This is a genomic window from Streptomyces sp. NBC_01304 (assembly GCF_035975855.1).
Classification (GTDB): domain Bacteria; phylum Actinomycetota; class Actinomycetes; order Streptomycetales; family Streptomycetaceae; genus Streptomyces.
Genome location: NZ_CP109055.1, coordinates 4842363 through 4860434, shown reverse-complemented (window position 1 = coordinate 4860434; position 18072 = coordinate 4842363). Strand labels below are relative to the sequence as shown.

Annotated in this window: 17 protein-coding genes; 10 read left to right on the top strand and 7 right to left on the bottom strand. The window is 70.2% G+C overall.

Features of this window, described 5'->3' with window-relative positions:
- Nucleotides 1–97 precede the first annotated feature (97 nt).
- On the top strand, nt 98–1123 hold the full coding sequence (locus tag OG430_RS21325; protein ID WP_327354146.1) for a hypothetical protein: 1026 nt from the start codon (nt 98–100) through the stop codon (nt 1121–1123).
- On the opposite strand, the gene rarD is transcribed toward OG430_RS21325, so the two are convergent.
- Complete coding sequence (gene rarD / locus OG430_RS21320; RefSeq protein WP_327354145.1) at nt 1084–2106, bottom strand: EamA family transporter RarD; 1023 nt, start codon at nt 2104–2106, stop codon at nt 1084–1086. The two genes, OG430_RS21325 and rarD, sit on opposite strands and share 40 nt — an antisense overlap.
- A gap of 190 nt (nt 2107–2296) precedes the next feature.
- Nucleotides 2297–3151 (bottom strand): SDR family oxidoreductase, encoded by an 855-nt coding sequence (locus tag OG430_RS21315; RefSeq protein ID WP_327354144.1) that lies wholly within the window; start codon nt 3149–3151, stop codon nt 2297–2299.
- A gap of 113 nt (nt 3152–3264) precedes the next feature.
- Here OG430_RS21315 and OG430_RS21310 point away from each other — a divergent pair, with 113 nt between their 5' ends.
- Complete coding sequence (locus OG430_RS21310; RefSeq protein WP_327354143.1) at nt 3265–3651, top strand: winged helix-turn-helix transcriptional regulator; 387 nt, start codon at nt 3265–3267, stop codon at nt 3649–3651.
- Between the two features lie 89 nt (nt 3652–3740).
- On the opposite strand, the gene OG430_RS21305 is transcribed toward OG430_RS21310, so the two are convergent.
- The 5 genes from OG430_RS21305 to OG430_RS21285 all read right to left on the bottom strand — a co-directional run bounded on the left by OG430_RS21305 (nt 3741) and on the right by OG430_RS21285 (nt 10852).
- Nucleotides 3741–4820: a 2-oxoacid:ferredoxin oxidoreductase subunit beta gene (locus tag OG430_RS21305; RefSeq protein ID WP_327354142.1), complete on the bottom strand. Its 1080-nt coding sequence runs from the start codon at nt 4818–4820 to the stop codon at nt 3741–3743.
- Complete coding sequence (locus OG430_RS21300) at nt 4813–6744, bottom strand: 2-oxoacid:acceptor oxidoreductase subunit alpha (protein ID WP_327354141.1); 1932 nt, start codon at nt 6742–6744, stop codon at nt 4813–4815. The genes OG430_RS21305 and OG430_RS21300 overlap by 8 nt, the downstream gene beginning before the upstream one ends.
- 260 nt (nt 6745–7004) lie before the next feature.
- A complete protein-coding gene (locus OG430_RS21295) occupies nt 7005–7664 on the bottom strand; it encodes a response regulator transcription factor (protein WP_327354140.1) in 660 nt (219 codons plus the stop codon).
- Between the two features lie 405 nt (nt 7665–8069).
- A complete protein-coding gene (locus OG430_RS21290) occupies nt 8070–9422 on the bottom strand; it encodes a sensor histidine kinase (RefSeq protein WP_327354139.1) in 1353 nt (450 codons plus the stop codon).
- 248 nt (nt 9423–9670) lie between these two features.
- On the bottom strand, nt 9671–10852 hold the full coding sequence (locus tag OG430_RS21285; RefSeq protein ID WP_327354138.1) for a sensor histidine kinase: 1182 nt from the start codon (nt 10850–10852) through the stop codon (nt 9671–9673).
- Nucleotides 10853–11048: 196 nt separating this feature from the next.
- On the opposite strand from OG430_RS21285, the gene OG430_RS21280 reads away from it, so the two are divergent.
- Genes OG430_RS21280 through OG430_RS21245 form a run of 8 tightly spaced genes read left to right on the top strand, consistent with a single transcriptional unit; the run spans nt 11049 to nt 18070 of the window.
- The gene (locus tag OG430_RS21280) at nt 11049–11429 is read left to right on the top strand and encodes an NADH-quinone oxidoreductase subunit A (protein ID WP_327354137.1); all 381 of its coding nucleotides are present in this window, start codon (nt 11049–11051) and stop codon (nt 11427–11429) included.
- Complete coding sequence (locus OG430_RS21275) at nt 11420–12028, top strand: NADH-quinone oxidoreductase subunit B (protein ID WP_327354136.1); 609 nt, start codon at nt 11420–11422, stop codon at nt 12026–12028. The genes OG430_RS21280 and OG430_RS21275 overlap by 10 nt, the downstream gene beginning before the upstream one ends.
- On the top strand, nt 12025–13497 hold the full coding sequence (locus OG430_RS21270; protein ID WP_327354135.1) for an NADH-quinone oxidoreductase subunit C: 1473 nt from the start codon (nt 12025–12027) through the stop codon (nt 13495–13497). The genes OG430_RS21275 and OG430_RS21270 overlap by 4 nt, the downstream gene beginning before the upstream one ends.
- Nucleotides 13494–14462 (top strand): complex I subunit 1/NuoH family protein, encoded by a 969-nt coding sequence (locus tag OG430_RS21265; RefSeq protein WP_327354134.1) that lies wholly within the window; start codon nt 13494–13496, stop codon nt 14460–14462. Before OG430_RS21270 ends, OG430_RS21265 begins: the two co-directional genes overlap by 4 nt.
- A complete protein-coding gene (locus tag OG430_RS21260) occupies nt 14462–15028 on the top strand; it encodes a NuoI/complex I 23 kDa subunit family protein (RefSeq protein WP_327354133.1) in 567 nt (188 codons plus the stop codon). Before OG430_RS21265 ends, OG430_RS21260 begins: the two co-directional genes overlap by 1 nt.
- Complete coding sequence (locus OG430_RS21255; protein WP_327354132.1) at nt 15025–15732, top strand: NADH-quinone oxidoreductase subunit J family protein; 708 nt, start codon at nt 15025–15027, stop codon at nt 15730–15732. The genes OG430_RS21260 and OG430_RS21255 overlap by 4 nt, the downstream gene beginning before the upstream one ends.
- Entirely contained in the window at nt 15732–16148 is a 417-nt protein-coding gene (gene nuoK / locus OG430_RS21250; protein ID WP_327354131.1) for an NADH-quinone oxidoreductase subunit NuoK, read from the top strand. The genes OG430_RS21255 and nuoK overlap by 1 nt, the downstream gene beginning before the upstream one ends.
- A complete protein-coding gene (locus OG430_RS21245; protein WP_327354130.1) occupies nt 16145–18070 on the top strand; it encodes an NADH-quinone oxidoreductase subunit 5 family protein in 1926 nt (641 codons plus the stop codon). The genes nuoK and OG430_RS21245 overlap by 4 nt, the downstream gene beginning before the upstream one ends.
- The last annotated feature ends 2 nt before the right edge of the window (nt 18071–18072 follow it).

Sequence of the window (18072 nt, the reverse complement as noted above, 5' to 3'; positions counted from 1 at the left end):
GGATTCCTCAGGGGAGTTCCGGATCAGCCCGCGCCCCGCACCCTCCACCCTGGAAGGGCCCGGCAGGGGATCGGGCCTCGTCCGGAAGGGGTGCGTGATGCGGCGCTGGGGACTGGTGCGAGGGGCGGGCGCGGCCTCGTACCTGTGGATCTTCGCGCTGTCGGGGATCGCCACGGTCCTGGCCACCCGCTTCTTCCTCGCCCAGGCCGGCTACCCCAAGCTCGGCGGTGGCGGCAGCGGCCGTCTGCACATCGCGCACATGCTGTGGGGCGGCCTGCTGATGATGGCGGGGCTCGTCCTGCTGCTCGCGCTGCTCGGCCGGACCGTGCGGCTCGGGGGTGCCGTCGTCGGCGGGGTCGGCTTCGGGCTCTTCATCGACGAGGTGGGCAAGCAGGTCACCGACGAGCCGGGCTACTTCTACCAACCCGCGGCCGGAATCATCTACCTGGCCTTCGCCCTGCTGCTCGTCCTGGCCCACCGCACGCGCCGCGCGCCCCACGTCCTGGCTCCCGAACAGCGCACCGCGCAGGCCGCCGACCTGCTGTTGAGCGGCGTCACCGACGGCCTCACTCCCGGCCAGCGCGCCACCGTACTGCGTCTGGTCGACGGCTCGGACCGGGACCTGGACGCCGCACTCGTACGGCTGCTCAGGGCCGTGCCCGAGCGGGCGGAGCCCGAGCCGTCCGCGCTACGACGTCTTCTCTCGCGCGCCCTGGGCTCGCTGCGGCGGCTGGCGGTGAACCGGTTCGTGCTCGCGCTCGCCGTCCTCTGGCTGATGCTCGAAGTCTTCGTGTACGCCCTCGCGTTGACCATCGACGTCACCGACGGCGAGCTGGCCCGCGATCCGCAGTGGGGCGCGGTCATCGGCGTGATGATCAGCGCCACGGCCTCCGCCGTCTTCGGCCTGCGGGGCCTGGCCCGGCTGCGCCGGGACAAGGTGGCGGGGCTGCGACTGCTGCGTAGGGCACTACTGGTGGACGTGCTGTTCGGCCAGATCTTCAAGTTCACCGTCAACCAGTTCGCGGCCGTGACCGAGCTGGCCTTCGACCTCGTCCTGCTCTGGGTGATCTCGGCGGCGCTGGCTCAGCGGGATCCGGAGCCGGTTGCCCCTTCGGCCACCTGAACGGAACCGGACGCCTCTTCGGCGACGGCCGGGGCCACAGCCACGGCCTCGACGCCGGGCCCGGCTCCGGTCTCGGCCAAGCGCACGGCCGCCAAGCGATTGCGGCGCGCGGAGCGCAGCGCGTCCCAGGTCAGCAGCGCGAGCGCCAGCCACACCAGCCCGAACCCGGCCCACCGCTCGGGCGGCATCGCCTCATGGAAGTAGACGACGCCGAGCCCGAACTGGAACACCGGCGCCAGATACTGCAGCAGCCCGAGCGTGGAGAGCGGCACCCGGATCGCCGCGGCCCCGAAGCAGATCAGCGGCACCGCGGTGACCACTCCGGTCGCCGCGAGCAGCGCCGCATGGCCGACGCCGTGCGCCCCGAAGTCGGACTGGCCGCGCGCCCCGAGCAGCAGCAGATAGCCGAGCGCGGGCACGAAGAGGATCGCGGTCTCGGCGGCGAGCGACTCCAGGCCGCCCATGTTGACCTTCTTCTTGATCAGGCCGTACGTCGCGAAGGAGAAGGCGAGGATCAGCGAGATCCACGGCGGACGGCCGTACCCGATGGCAAGGACCAGGACGGCCGCGAGGCCGATCCCGACCGCCGCCCACTGCGCGGGACGAAGCCGCTCCTTGAGGAGGAGCACGCCCATCGCGATGGTCACCAGGGGATTGATGAAGTAGCCGAGCGAGGCCTCCACGACCTGGCCGGAGTTCACGGCCCAGATGTAGAAGCCCCAGTTGAGGGTGATGACCGTCGCGGCGACGGCGAGCAGCCCCAGCTTCTTCGGCTGGGCGAGCAACTCGCGCACCCATGCCCAGCGCCGCACCACCAGGAGCACGATCCCCACGACGGCGAGCGACCAGGCCATCCGGTGAGCGAGGATCTCGACCGGCCCGGCCGGCTTGAGCAGCGGCCAGAACAGCGGGACGAGGCCCCACATCCCATAGGCGGCGAAACCGCATATGAGCCCGGTGCGCCCCTCACCCGACGACTTCAAGGCTTCCTCCAGCGATCCTCAAGCACAGTCAACTTCTTGAAGGTAGCGCCGAAGGGGCCCGTCTGTCATACCCGTATCGCAGTACGGTCATGACAGGCGGGCCGCGCAGGTAGACCAGAATCAGCCCCTCCGGCGTTTGAGGAGCGGGGGCCCGGGGGCAGCGCCCCCGCGACCTCGACCAGACTCGACCTCAGCTCTTCAGCGCGACAGCCACCGCAGAGGCAAGCGGAGTCGTCGGCCGCCCGATGAGCCGGGCAAGATCCCCGCTGCCTCCGGCCAGGAGCCCGCGCGCGATGCCCGCGTCCACGTCCACCAGAATCTCCGCGAACCCCGCCGGCACCCCGGCCCCGGTCAGCACGGCCAGGTGCTGCTCGGCCGGGACGTTCGCGTAGGAGATCTCCTTGCCGGACTGCGCGGCGATCTCGGCGGCGTACTCCGCGAGGCTCCACGCGACGTCGCCGCTCAGCTCGTACGCCTTGTTCTCGTGGCCCTCGCCGGTCAGCACGGCGACCGCGGCGGCGGCGTAGTCGGCGCGCGAGGCGGAACCGATGCGCCCCTCGCCCGCGTTGGACACCACGGCGCCGTGCGCCAGGACCGGGGCCAGGTTCGCGGTGTAGTTCTCGTGGTACCAGCCGTTGCGCAGGAAGGTGTACGGCAGGCCGGAGTCGAGGATCGCCTGCTCGGTCACCTTGTGCTCGGCGGCGAGCTTGAAGTCGGCCTCGGGGCCGCCCAGGATCCCGGTGTACGCGAGCTGCGCGACCCCCGCCGCCTTCGCCGCGTCGATCACTGCCTGGTGCTGCGGCACCCGGCGGCCCACCTCGCTGCCGGAGATCAGCAGTACCCGGTCACCGGCTGCGAAGGCACCGGCCAGGGTCTCGGGCGCGGAGTAGTCGGCGATCCGCAGCTCGACACCGCGCGCGGCCAGGTCGGCCGCCTTCTCCTTGTTGCGTACGACGGCCGCGACCTGGTCGGCGGGGACCTGGGCGAGCAGTCCGTCGATGACGAGACGGCCGAGCTGTCCGGTGGCTCCGGTGACGACGATCATGGGGTGCTCCTGCTCATTGAGGTGCGGGCTGAGGCTCTTGTCCTCGGGGATGACCCCACCGTAAGCTGGGCACTAACCAATCGGAAGTACCCACTTTGAAGTAAGGTACTGGCATGGAAGTTAGCACCTGGAAGTCGGGCATGAAGATGGACGTCAACGCCCCGATGTGCCCCTCGCGCGGTGTCCTGGAGCACGTCACGAGCCGCTGGGGCGTGCTGATCCTGATCGCGCTCAGGGAGCGCTCGTACCGCTTCAGCGAACTGCGCCGGCACGTCGGCGGGGTGAGCGAGAAGATGCTGGCCCAGACGCTGCAGACCCTGGAGCGCGACGGAATCGTGCACCGCGAGGCCCAGCCGGTGATCCCGCCGCGGGTGGACTACTCGCTGACGGAACTGGGGGAGGAGGCGGCCGACCAGGTCCTGGCCCTGGCCCGCTGGACCGAGAAGCGCACCGAGGCGGTGCTCAAGAACCGCGAGAAGCACGACGAGGCCCGGGCCTGAGGTCTGAGATCTGAGGTCTGAGGTCTGAGCACGACGAAGCCCGGTCCTGAAAGCTTCAGAACCGGGCTGCGTACGAGACGTGGAAGCGGCTAGCCGACAACCGTCCAGGTGTCCCCACCGGCGAGCAGCGCACCGAGGTCACCCTTGCCGTTCTGCTCGATCGCGGCGTCCAGTTGGTCCGACATCTGGGTGTCGTAGACCGGCCGGTCGACGCTGCGCAGGACGCCGATCGGGGTGTGGTGCAGGGTGTCGGGGTCGGCGAGCCGGGACAGCGCGAAGGCCGTGGTCGGGGACGGCGCGTGTGCGTCGTGGACCAGGATCTGCGACTGGTTGTCCTCGGTGACGGCGACGACCTTGAGGTCGCCGGTCAGGGAGTCGCGTACGACGCCCTTGGCGCCGTCCACGCCGAAGCGGATCGGCTGCCCGTGCTCGAGGCGGATCACCGCCTCCTCGGCCTGCTGCTTGTCCTTCAGCACCTCGAAGGCGCCGTCGTTGAAGATGTTGCAGTTCTGGTAGATCTCCACCAGGGCGGTGCCCGGGTGGGCGGCGGCCTGGCGCAGCACGTCGGTGAGGTGCTTGCGGTCGGAGTCGACGGTGCGGGCCACGAAGGAGGCCTCGGCGCCGATCGCGAGGGACACCGGGTTGAAGGGCGCGTCGAGCGAACCCATCGGCGTCGACTTCGTGATCTTGCCGACCTCGGAGGTCGGGCTGTACTGGCCCTTGGTGAGTCCGTAGATCCGGTTGTTGAAGAGCAGGATCTTCAGGTTCACGTTGCGGCGCAGCGCGTGGATCAGGTGGTTGCCGCCGATGGACAGCGCGTCGCCGTCACCGGTGACCACCCAGACGCTCAAGTCCCGCCGGGAGGAGGCCAGTCCGGTGGCGATGGCCGGGGCGCGGCCGTGGATGGAGTGCATCCCGTACGTGTCCATGTAGTACGGGAAGCGGCTGGAGCAGCCGATGCCCGAGACGAAGACGATGTTCTCCTTGGCGAGGCCGAGCTCGGGCATGAAGCCCTGCACGGCGGCCAGGATCGCGTAGTCACCGCAGCCGGGGCACCAGCGCACTTCCTGATCGGACTTGAAGTCCTTCATGGACTGCTTGGCCTCGGCCTTCGGCACGAGGGAAAGCGCCTCGATCGTGCCCGGGCCTTCCGTGGTCGTCTCAGCCATTGTTGGCCTCCTTGAGAGCCGTGGCGAGCTGCTCGGCCTTGAACGGCATGCCATTCACCTGGTTGTAACTCTGGGCGTCTACCAGGTACTTGGCGCGGATGAGGTTGGCGAGCTGGCCCAGGTTCATCTCCGGGACCACCACCTTGTCGTAACGCTTGAGGACCTCACCGAGATTCCTCGGGAACGGGTTGAGGTGGCGCAGATGGGCCTGCGCCACGCTCTCGCCGGCCGTGCGCAGCCGGCGTACCGCCGCGGTGATCGGTCCGTAGGTCGAGCCCCAGCCCAGAACGAGCAGGCGGGCCTCGCCGGTCGGGTCGTCCACCTCGAGGTCGGGTACCCGGATTCCGTCGATCTTGGCCTGGCGCGTACGCACCATGAAGTCGTGGTTGGCCGGGTCGTAGGAGATGTTGCCCGTGCCGTCCTGCTTCTCGATGCCGCCGATGCGGTGCTCGAGGCCGGGCGTGCCGGGGATCGCCCACGGCCGTGCGAGGGTCTGCTCGTCGCGCTTGTAGGGCCAGAACACCTCACTGCCGTCGTCCAGCGTGTGGTTGGGGCCCTGGGCGAACTGCACGCGCAGATCCGGGAGTTCGTCGATCTCGGGGATCCGCCACGGCTCGGAGCCGTTGGCCAGATAGCCGTCGCTCAGCAGGAACACCGGGGTGCGGTAGGTGACCGCGATCCGTGCGGCCTCGATCGCCGCGTCGAAGCAGTCGGCCGGGGTCTGCGGCGCCACGATCGGCACCGGAGCCTCGCCGTTGCGGCCGTACATCGCCTGCAGCAGATCGGCCTGCTCGGTCTTGGTGGGCAGACCGGTCGACGGGCCACCGCGCTGGATGTCGATGATCAGCAGCGGCAGTTCGAGCGACACCGCGAGGCCGATGGTCTCCGACTTGAGCGCCACACCCGGACCCGACGTGGTCGTCACGGCGAGCGAGCCGCCGAAGGCCGCCCCGAGCGCGGCACCGATGCCCGCGATCTCGTCCTCGGCCTGGAAGGTGCGTACGCCGAAGTTCTTGTGCTTGGACAGCTCATGCAGGATGTCCGAGGCCGGCGTGATCGGGTACGAGCCCAGATACAGCGGCAGATCCGCCTGCTTGGCGGCGGCGACCAACCCGTACGACAGCGCGAGGTTCCCGGAAATGTTGCGGTAGGTACCCGTCGGGAACGCCTTCGTCGCCGGCGCCACCTCGTACGACACCGCGAACGACTCGGTCGTCTCCCCGAAGTTCCAACCCGCCCTGAACGCCGCGATGTTGGCCTCGGCGATCGTCGGCTTCTTCGCGAACTTCGTCCGCAGGAACTTCTCCGTGCCCTCCGTGGGGCGGTGATACATCCACGACAGCAGGCCCAGCGCGAACATGTTCTTGCTGCGGCCCGCGTCCTTGCGCGAGAGGTCGAACTCCTTCAGCGCCTCCACCGTCAGGGTGTTCAACGGCACCGGATGCACGTTGTACGCCTCGAGCGAGTCGTCCTCCAGCGGCGAGGAGTCGTAGCCGACCTTCTGCATCGCCCGCTTGGTGAACTCGTCCGTGTTGACGATGATGTCCGCGCCCCGCGGCACATCGGCGATGTTCGCCTTCAAAGCCGCCGGGTTCATCGCCACCAACACGTTCGGGGCGTCGCCCGGCGTGAGGATGTCGTGGTCCGCGAAATGCAGCTGGAAGCTGGACACACCGGGCAGCGTCCCGGCAGGCGCGCGGATCTCGGCGGGGAAGTTGGGCAGCGTCGAGAGGTCGTTGCCGAAGGAGGCCGTCTCCGAAGTGAAGCGGTCACCGGTGAGCTGCATACCGTCACCGGAGTCACCGGCGAACCGGATGATCACCCGGTCGAGGCGACGGACTTCTTTCTCGCCGGACGCTTTGCGCTGCTCACCGACGACGGCTTCGTCGGCATGCTCGGCTGGGCTACTGACCTGACTGGTCACTGAACTGGACCTCCCTCGAGGCGGCGGCACGGGGATGGGCCGTCCGACCGGTCCTCCCAGGGCCACCCTACGTCGGTAAGGGTCCCCTTCCCTGGGGTGCCCGTATCGTGGACCGGAATATGAGACGGTCTTTCGTACCGCTTTGTCATGATTTACCCATCCCCCGGGCTCAGTCAGGAAGACGTCGCCCGCTCAGTCTTTGGTTCTGGGCTCTACTCGACCTATCGCCCCACTAGAGGAACTGACAGGGTGTCAGTTCTTCAGGAGTTCAGGTAGGTCAAGACCGCCAGAACCCGCCGGTGATCCCCATCACTCTGCGAGAGCCCCAATTTCAGGAAGATATTGCTGACGTGCTTCTCGACGGCTCCGTCGCTCACCACGAGCTGCCGGGCGACCGCGGAGTTCGTCCGCCCCTCGGCCATCAGTCCTAGGACTTCACGCTCGCGCGGGGTGAGCCCCGCGAGCACGTCCTGCTTGCGGCTGCGCCCGAGCAACTGGGCCACCACCTCGGGGTCGAGCGCGGTCCCGCCCTCGGCCACCCGGACCACCGCGTCGACGAACTCACGCACCTCGGCGACCCGGTCCTTGAGCAGATAGCCGACACCTCGGCTGGATCCTGCGAGCAGCTCGGTGGCGTACTGCTCCTCGACGTACTGCGAGAGCACCAGTACCCCGAGATCCGGATGCTGCTTGCGCAGATGCACGGCCGCCCGCACGCCTTCGTCCGTGTGCGTCGGCGGCATCCGTACGTCCGCCACCACCACGTCCGGCAGCGCGCCCTGCGCGTCCAGCTCGCCGATCTTCTCGATCAGCGCGACCGCGTCCCCGACGCCCGCGACGACGTCATGCCCACGGTCGGTCAACAACCGGGTCAGGCCCTCCCTGAGCAGCACTGAATCCTCGGCGATGACCACTCGCACCCTGTCCTCCACGATCTTGTCCGACCCCCACAGCCTGTCCCCGCCCCAAACGACATCACCCAGCATCCCAGCATCCGGGCAATAGTGCGGGCACCTTTCGGCCCGGACAGCGCCTCTTGGGCAACTCTTCAGCCGGTACGGCTCTCCTCTTCAGCACCTCCGGCTCTTCATCCAGCCCGTCCGGCACTTCATCCACCTGTCCAGCTCTTCATCCAGCTCGTCCGGCTCTTCACCCAGCCCGTCCGGCGTTTGAGGACAGAGGCCGAAGGCCGATCCGGGGGGCCAGGGGCGAAGCCCCAGTCGTCGAAGACTTACGGGAAGGGGCGGGTAGGGGAAACCAAAAAGCCGGCACCCCCCACCCGGCAGAGGGTGAGGGGCAACCGAACCGGCACCCGAGCGGCAGGCTCACCCGCGCCAGGGCAACTCCGCGGAGACCGAAGTGGGCCCGCCGACAGGCGAGTTGACCACCAAAATCCCATCAACCGCATCGAGCCGCTCCGCAAGCCCCGCCAACCCCGACCCCGACGAGACATCCGCCCCGCCACCCCCGTCGTCCCCGACCTGCAGCATCAGCCGCTCCCCGGCCCGCCACACATCCACCGTCGCCCGCGAGGCCTGCGCATGCTTGCTCACGTTCTGCAGCAGCTCGGACACCGTGAAGTACGCGATCCCCTCGATCGCGGGCGCCGGCCGCGCCGGCAGATCCACCTCGACCTGCACCGGCACGGTGCACCGGGCGGCCAGCGCCGACAAGGCCGCATCAAGCCCACGGTCCGTGAGCACCGCCGGATGAATGCCCCGCGCCAGATCCCGCAGCTCCTGCAGCGCGACCTTCACCTCGCCGTGCGCCTCGTCCACCATGCGGGCAGCCGCCTGCGGGTCCTCCTGCAGCTTCTCCTTGGCGAGCCCCAGATCCATCGCGAGGGCGACCAGGCGGGCCTGGGCCCCGTCGTGCAGATCGCGCTCGATGCGCCGCAGGTCGGCCGCCGCCGTGTCCACGACGACCCCGCGGTCCGACTCGAGCTCGACCACCCGCGTATCCAGCTGCGAGGCCCCGAGGAGCCCGGTGACGAGCGCCCGGTCCACGGTGGTCAGCGCCCGGATGATCCACGGGGTGACCAGCGTGACGAGCAGCCCCACCAGGGCGGTCAGCAGGATCTCGAAGGGCGCGTCCAGCTGGAAGTTGTGCGAGGCGTCCCCGTACAGCTGGATCCCGTCCTGCCCCGTGTACGTCGGGAACACCCACTGCCACAGCGGATACGTCAGCAGCCCCCAGCCGACCACCCAGAAGTTCACCGCCACCACGAACGCGAAGATCGCCCACGGGAAATGCAGGAACGCGTACAGCAGATTCCGCCAGGACGTCCCGCTCTTGAGCACGGCCCCCATCCACGCGAAGGCGCCCGGCTTCTTGGCCCGCAGCGGCGACGGGCTGGCGACGTCGAGCCCGAGGAGCCCGCGCGCCCGCGACCGCTCCATCGCCGCGAACCCACGGCATCCGGCGAGGCCCGCGGCGAGCACCGGAATGCCGAGGAACGTGATGAGCAGCCCGGCCCCGAGGGAGACCATGGTGATCGCGTACGTGAACAGGAAGATGCTCAACGGCAGGCTGAGCAGCAGATACCCGAACTCCCGCCAGGTGCGTCCTTCGAACGGCGCGCGCAGCACGGGCGGCAGGAAGTGACGCCGCTCGGGCCGCTCGTCGGGGTCGTACCCGCGGAATTCCGGCCGGGTCTGGGATCCGTACTCCGTGGCCATCGGTGTCGTCCGTTTCTGCTCAGCGGGTTCCTGGCTGTTCCTGGTGATGCCTCCACCCTGCTCGCTCGCGCCGCCCACCACCATGCGGCCCGTCTCCGTCTTCGACCGGGGGTTTTCCCTACCCTTCGGGTGCGGCCAGGTCCTTGGGAGCCGCTTCGCCGGTACGTTCCCGGCTTCGGTCCCGGCCGTACGCCGATGAGGCCGGCCCCGCTCGGCAGCGGGCCCGGCCTCCTGCTTCGTCCGAGGGCTCAGCCCTCCGTACGGTCCCGCCAAGGCAGCTCCGCCGTGACCACCGTGGGCCCGCCCACCGGCGAATCCACGCCGAAGATCCCGTCCACCGCGTCGAGCCGCTCCGCGAGCCCCGCCATCCCCGTGCCGCCGGACAGGCTGGCACCGCCCTGCCCGTCGTCGCCGACCTGGATGAGCAGCCGGTCGCCCGAGCGCCACACATCGACCGTGGCGTTGCGCGCCCCGCTGTGCTTGCTGATGTTCTGCAGCAGCTCGGAGACCGTGAAGTAGGCGATGCCCTCGATGGCCGCCGCAGGGCGGGCCGGCATCTCCACGGTCACCTTGACCGGCACCGTGCAGCGCGAGGCCACCGACGACAGCGCGGCGTCCAGGCCGCGGTCGGTCAGCACCGCGGGGTGGATGCCGCGGGCCAGGTCACGCAGCTCCTGCAGCGCCAGCTTCACCTCGCCGTGCGCCTCGTCGACCATCGCGGCGACCATGTCGTCGGACTGGCCCTCCAGGAGCTTCTCCTTGGCCAGACCGAGCCCCATCGCGAGGTTCACCAGGCGGGCCTGGGCCCCGTCGTGCAGATCGCGCTCGATGCGGCGCAGGTCGGCCGCCGCGGTGTCGACGACGACGCCACGGTCCGACTCCAGCTCGGCGATGCGCCGCTCCAACTCGTCGGAGGGCGAAAGGAGGCCACGTACCATCGCGCGATCCACGTTGGTCAACCCCCGCGCGATGTACGGCAGTACCGGCCACAGCACGAACAGCGAGGCCAGCGTGACCGTGAACGTCACGATGCCCCAGGGCAGCCGGATGAAGTCGTACAGCAGACCGCGCCAGCCCACCGGGTCCTTCAGGCTCGACCACAGCCGGCCGAAGAAGCCCTCGTCCTTGCCCCGCGGCAGCGGGCTGGGCTCATCGATCCGTATGCCGAGCAGCGCCCGCGCCCTGGCCCGCTCCATCCGGCCGAGCCGGCGCGCGCCGAGCAGCCCGAGGGCGAGCAGCGGCAGGCCGATCACCGTCACGGACAGCGCCCCGCCGGTGCACACCACGGTCACCGCGTAAATGAATCCGAGCACGGCGACCGGCAGATTCAGCAGGAGATGGGCGATCTCCTTCCACGTGTGTTTCCCCAATGCGAAACGCACGGGTGGCGGCCGGTCGGTGCCGCTGTCGGCGGTGATCCCTGTGTTCATGCTGCACAGCCTGCCGGGCCGCGCGGCCCGGCGCCATGAGGTGCGCCGCCAGGATGAACTGGGGAAAACCCCACCCTCTCCATGACGGGCTGCTTACCCCCGCTTTAGCAGGCCCTAGACTCCCGTGCGTACAGATCGTCGAACAGGGCGACCGCGGCGAACACGATCAGGGCGAGATCAGGGAGCGAGGGGCGAAGTGCCGGTCTCGGCGAGCTATTTCCAGAGCTACTCGGTCGTCGGGGTACTCGCCGTTGTCGGCGTGCTCTTCGTCGCCGTGGCATTCGGCGCGAACCGGCTGTTGCGCCCGGTGGTCCCGACTCCCGAGAAAATGCTCACCTACGAGTGCGGAGTCGACCCCGTCGGCGAGGGCTGGGCCCATACCCAGGTCCGCTACTACGTCTACGCGTTCCTGTACGTCATCTTCGCCGTCGACTCCATCTTCCTTTTCCCGTGGGCCACGGTCTTCGCCAACGCGCAATTCGGCGCCGCGACGCTCGTCGAGATGTTCATCTTCCTCGGCTTCCTCGCGATCGGCCTGCTGTACGCATACAAGAAGGGCGTCCTCACATGGACGTGACCCCTGCCCCCGTGGACTCCACCCCGGTGGACCTCCCGGAGCCGAAGCGCCTCGGCCCGCTGGCGCGCCTGGCCCCCGAACCGATGAAGGTGGTCCTCAACTGGGGCCGCCGCTACTCGCTCTGGGTCTTCAACTTCGGACTGGCCTGCTGCGCCATCGAGTTCATCGCCGCGTCCATGGCCCGCCACGACTTCATCCGGCTCGGCGTCATCCCCTTCGCGCCGGGCCCGCGCCAGGCGGACCTGATGGTGGTCTCCGGCACGGTCACGGACAAGATGGCCCCGGCCGTGAAGCGCCTGTACGAGCAGATGCCCGAGCCGAAGTACGTCATCTCCTTCGGCGCCTGCTCCAACTGCGGCGGCCCCTACTGGGATTCGTACTCCGTCACCAAGGGCGTCGACCAGATCATCCCGGTCGACGTCTACGTCCCCGGCTGCCCGCCCCGCCCCGAGGCGCTGCTCCAGGGCATCCTCAAGCTCCAGGAGAAGATCGCTCGGGAGTCGCTGGGGGAGCGGTACGGAGTGTCCGGACGCCCCTCGGCCGCCGCCCTGCAGAGCGACCTGGTCGCCCCGCCGGTCCCGAAGGGGGCCGACCAGTGACCGTGGGCTGGCTCCCCGAGGACGTGACCGCCCTCTTCGGCGCGGAGGCAACGGCCGAGGAGTCCTACGACGTCCTCACGGTCGACGTCCCGCCTGCTGCGTGGACGACTTCGCTGACGACCGCTCGCGACGCGTTGGGCTGCACCTATTTCGACTGGCTGAGCGCGGTCGACGAGCCGGGCACGGGCTTCCGCGTCGCCGCGCATGTGGTCGCCCTTTCTCCCGTACGTCGCCTCCTGGTCCGCACGACCGTCCCGCACGCGGAACCCGTACTGGCTTCTGCCGTGCTCGTCTACGCCGGTGCCGCCTGGCACGAGCGCGAGACGCACGAAATGTTCGGCGTCGACTTCACGGACCACCCCGGCCTCGACCCGCTCCTCCTCCCGGAGGGCTTCGAGGGCCACCCCCTGCGCAAGGACTTCGTCCTCGCGGCCCGCGTCGCCAAGGCCTGGCCCGGCGCCAAGGAGCCGGGCGAGTCCGACCACGGCGGCCCCAAGCGCCGCCAGATGCTGCCCCCGGGCGTCCCGGACCCGAACGACTGGGGCCCCATGAAGGGCCAACTCCCACCGGCCCCGACCCGCCCCGCCCGCGGAGCCCGCGCCGCCGGAGCCGGAGCCGCCGGAGAGCGCCCCGCCCGCAGGACCCGCTCGGTGGGCGAGGGTTCGGCGAGCCAGGCGGAGGGCACGCCTCCGTCCAGCCCGGCCGGCCAGGGCGAGGCACCACCTGCGTCTGCTCCGGTGCGTCGGTCCCGGTCGGTGAGTGAGGGTTCGGCGAGCCAGGCTGGTGCGGCTGAGGGAGCGGCTGCTCCTGTGCGTCGGTCCCGGTCCGCGAGTGAAGGCTCGGCGAGTCAGGCGGAGGCAGCTGCGTCCGCTGAGCCGAGCTCCGGAGACGCGAGCGACGGCGCTGTCCCGGCGGAGACCGCGCCGCCCGCCCGGCGCTCCCGCAGCGCGGCGCAGGGGTCGGCATCCCAGGCCGCGCCCTCGACGCCGCCGGCCGAGGGGGCCGCTCCCGGCGCCGCCCCGGCCCGCAGCACGGACGCACCCTGGCACAACCCCCGCCCGGCCTTCGGCGAGGACGGGGTCAAGGGGGAGCAAGCGCCGGACTCCAAGGCGGAGCCGGAGCAAGCGCCGGATGCCAAGGCTCAGCCGGAGAGCGAGGCCAAGCCGGATCCGGAGGCCAAGCCCAAGCCCGAGGCCGAGCCGGGGCCGGAGGCCGAGCCGGGACCGGAAGCCAAGCCAGAGCCCGACTCGGCAGCCCAGGCCCAGCCGGAATCCGAGCCCAAGGCCGAGCCCAAGGCCGAGCCCAAGGCCCAACCCGATCCGGCAGCCGAGCCCGCACCCGAGCACAAGCAGGAAAGCCACCCCGACCAAGCCGGCCCCGATCAGGACGGCCCAACCCAAGTCGGCCCCGATCAAGACGGCCCGACCCAGGCCGGCCCCGACACCCCCGCCGGAGGCGACCGCGCATGACCGACGTACTGGACGTCGCCCTGCGACTGCTCGTCGTCTTCGTCGTCTTCCTGACCCTCCCGCTGGTCATCGGCCAGACCGAGCACAAGGTGATGGCCCACATGCAGGGCCGCCTCGGCCCGATGTACGCGGGCGGCTTCCACGGCTGGGCCCAACTCGTCGCCGACGGCGTCAAGTTCGCCCAGAAGGAAGACATCGTCCCCACCAACGCGGACCGGAAGATCTTCCAACTCGCGCCCGCCGTCGCCCTCCTGCCCTACCTCCTGGTCCTGGTCGCCATCCCGATCGGCCCGGAAGAGGGCGCGGTCGGCCAGGTCTTGGACGCGGGCATCTTCTTCGTCCTCGCCGTCATGGGCGTCGGCGTACTCGGCTCGCTCATGGCGGGCTGGGCCTCGGCCAACAAGTTCTCCCTCCTCGGCGGCCTGCGCACCGCCGCGCAACTCCTCGCCTACGAACTCCCGATGCTGCTCGCCGCCGCCTCCGTGGCGATGGCGGCCGGCACGGTCTCGCTGCCCGGCATCGTCAACGCCTTCGAGTGGTGGTGGCTGCCCTGGCAGATCGTGGGCGCCCTCGTCTTCTTCGTGGCCGGCCTCGCCGAACTCCAGCGTCCTCCCTTCGACATGCCCGTCGCCGACTCCGAGATCATCTTCGGCGCGTACACGGAGTACACCGGCCTCCGCTTCGCCCTCTTCCTCCTCGCCGAGTACGCCGGGATCGTCGTCCTGTGCGGTCTGACCACCGTCCTCTTCCTCGGCGGCTGGCACGGCCCGTGGGGTGCGGACGGTCTCGGCTGGGTCTGGACCCTGCTGAAGACCGCGGTCCTCGCCTTCGTCGTCATCTGGCTGCGCGTGAGCTACCCCCGCCTGCGCGAGGACCAGCTCCAGAAGCTCGCCTGGACCACCCTCGTCCCGCTCGCCCTCGCGCAGATCGCGCTCACCGGAATCGTGAAGGTGGCGATCAACTAATGGCTCCGTTCCCCGGCTCCGGCCTGGCCAAGGGCCTTGCCGTCACCCTCCGCACGATGACGAAGAAGACCGTCACCGCGCAGTACCCCGACGTTCAGCCCGAACTCCCGCCCCGCTCCCGAGGCGTCATCGGCCTGTTCGAGGAGAACTGCACGGTCTGCATGCTGTGCGCCCGCGAGTGCCCCGACTGGTGCATCTACATCGACTCCCACAAGGAGACGGTCCCGGCGGCAGCCCCCGGCGGCCGCGAGCGCAGCCGCAACGTCCTCGACCGCTTCGCCATCGACTTCTCGCTCTGCATGTACTGCGGTATCTGCATCGAGGTCTGTCCTTTCGACGCGCTGTTCTGGTCACCGGAATTCGAGTACGCGGAGACGGACATCCACGAACTCACCCACGAACGCGACAAGCTCCGCGAGTGGATGTGGACCGTCCCGGCCCCACCCGCCCTGGACCCCGGCGCCGAGGAGCCCAAGGAGATCTCCGCCGCCCGCAAGGCCGCGGAGAAGCTCGCCGCCGAACAGGCCGCCCAGCAGGCCGAGCCGCAGCAGGAGGGTGAGGCATGACCCTCCTCGCAGCCGCCCCGCAGGGCCTCGCAGCCGCCGCCCCGCACGGGCTCGCGGCCACCGCACCGCAGGGCTTCCTCTCGCCGACCGGCGTCGAGATCGCCTTCCTGCTCGTCGGCATCGCCACGTTCGGCGCGGCCGTCGTCAGCGTCACGACCAAGCAGCTGGTGCACGCCGCCCTCTGGCTGGTCGTCGCCCTCGGCGGCATCGCCGTCGAATACCTCCTGCTCACGGCCGAGTTCATCGCCTGGGTCCAAGTCCTGATCTACGTCGGTTCCGTGGTCGTCCTCCTGCTGTTCGGGCTGATGCTCACCAAGGCCCCCATCGGCCGCTCCCCGGACGCCGATTCGGGCAACCGCTGGGCCGCGCTCGCGGTGGCGATCGCCTCGGCCGCCGCCCTGGTGTGGGTGGTCGTCGACGCTTTCCGCACCCAGTGGATCGAGCTGGACACGCCTCAGGGCACCACCGAGGTCACCGGCTCGATCCTGTTCCAGCACTGGGTGCTGCCCTTCGAGGCCCTCTCCGTCCTCCTCCTCGCCGCCCTCGTCGGCGCGATCGTCCTCTCCCGCAAGGGCAAGGCCACCGACGCCACCGGGAACGGCACCCGCCAGGCCGGGAACGGCACCCGCCCGGGCGGCCCCGGCGCCGCCTCGGACACGCTCGGCGCCCACCCGGCCGCCCCCGGCGACAAGGAGCAGCGCTGATGCACCTCGCCTACCCCGCCGTGCTGGCCGCCCTGCTCTTCTGCACCGGCCTCTACGGCGTCCTGGCCCGCCGCAACGCGATCCTGGTCCTGATGTCCGTCGAGCTGATGCTCAACGCCGTCAACCTCAACCTGGTCGCCTTCGACGTGTGGCTCCGCGACAAGCTCCACTCGGGCCAGGCCCTCACCCTCTTCACCATCGCCATCGCCGCCGCCGAGATCGGCATCGGCCTCGCGATCGTGCTGATGGTGTACCGCAACCGCGGCACCTCCGACATCGACCGCCTCCGCGACACCGCCGAGCCCTCCGGCCCCGACGACGGTCCCGATGACGGCTCTGATGACGGTTCCGACGACGGACCGCAAGACGCCCCCGACGCTGCCGGCGCGGCGCAGAAGGCCGAGGCCACCGCGTGACCACCACGACCCTCGCCGTCCTCGTCCCCCTCCTTCCGTTCCTGGGCGCGGCCGCCGGACTGCTCCTCGGCCGCAAGGCGCCCGGCTTCGTCCGTCCTCTCGCCGTACTGCCCGTCCTGACATCGACGGTGCTCGCCGTGCTGATCGCCGTCCGCCAGGGCGGCGGCGCCGGCAACGGCACGAAGCCCCTCGACGCGGCCACCGAGCTCACCCCGACCGGCTCGGTCCCCATCGAACTCGCCCTGCACCTCGACGGCTTCGCGGTCCTGGTCGCCGTCCTGGTCGGTCTGGTCGCGTCGTGTGTGCAGATCTACTCGACGGGCTATCTGCGCGACGACCCGCGCTATCCCTCGTATGCGGCCCTGGTCTCGCTGTTCACCTCCGCGATGCTGCTCGTCGTCTACTCCGGCGACCTGATGGTGCTGCTCGTCGGCTGGGAAATCATGGGCATCTGCTCGTACTTCCTGGTCGGCCACTACTGGGAGACGCCAGAGGCCCGCGCCGCCTCGCTGAAGGCCTTCCTGGTCACCAAGCTCGGCGATGTCCCCTTCCTGATCGGCCTGTTCGCGCTCGCCGCGGATGCCGGGTCCTTCCGCATCACCAAGGTCCTCGACACGGTCGCGGCAGGCGGCCTCGACCATCCGACCCTGATCGCGCTGCTGCTCCTCGCGGGCGTGGCGGGCAAGTCGGCGCAGTTCCCGCTGCACACCTGGCTGCCCGACGCGATGGCGGGTCCCACCCCCGTCTCCGCGCTGATCCACGCCGCGACGATGGTCGCGGCCGGTGTCTACTTCGTGGCCCGGCTCCTTCCGGTCTTCGCCGCCTCCGCCGCGGCGCTCGTCGTCCTTGCCGTGATGGCAGCCGTCACGATGGCGGGCTCCGCCCTCGCCGCCCTCGCCCAGGACGACATCAAGCGGGTCCTCGCGTACTCGACCATCGGCCAACTCGGCTACATGACCGGCGCACTGGCCGTCGGCGACCGCGGGGCCGCCGTCTTCCACCTCCTGTCGCACGGCGCCTTCAAGGCGCTCCTCTTCCTCGCCGCCGGCGTGATCATCCACGCGGCGGGCACCAACTCCCTTGCTGCGATGTCCCGGATGAAGGACCTGCGCAGCCGCATCCCCGACGCCTACTGGACGATGACCGTGGCGCTCCTCGCGCTCGCCGCGATCCCGCCCTTCAGCGGCTTCTTCTCCAAGGAAGCCGTCCTGGGCGCAGCCGAGCACGTGGCCACCGGCCACGCCGAGTCCGTGCCCGGAGCGGCGGGCTGGATCGTCCTCGTCGCCGGCCTGGTCACGGCCCTGCTCACCGCGGCCTACGCCACCCGTCTCTGGCTGCTCGCGTTCCGGGGGAGTGGCGCCGAAGCCCCCGACCACGGCAAGCAGCCCGTCGCCATGAACGCGGTGCTGTGGGTACTGGCCGTCCCCTCCCTCGTCTTCGGTCTGGCCGTCGGCCGGCTGCCCGACTGGTTCGACGGCCACTCGCTCACCCCGACCCTCACCACTTCCGTCCTCGGTACCGGTCTCGCCCTGGTGGGCGGTCTCGTCACCTACGCGGCCTGGCGGCACTCCACCGCCCTGGCCGCCGCCCCCTCACCGGCAGCCGCCCCCGCCCCGGATTCCGCCGACCCCGGCCGCCTCCTCCTCGGCCCGCTGCACCGGCACGCGGCCACCGGATTCCATCTCGACGCGGTCTACGCCGCGTTGTTCGTACGACCTATAGAGTCCATGGCCACCCTGATTCGTTTCCTCGATCGCGAAGTTGTCGAAACGTATGTACGCGGCGCGGGTACCGCTCCCCGCTGGCTGGGCGCAGCCGTGCGCCGTGCCCAGACCGGCAATGTGCAGACCTATCTGGGCGCGCTGCTCGCCGGCTCCGTAGTCCTGGCCGTCGCCGCCGTCCTCGTCGCAGCGGGAGCCTGAGC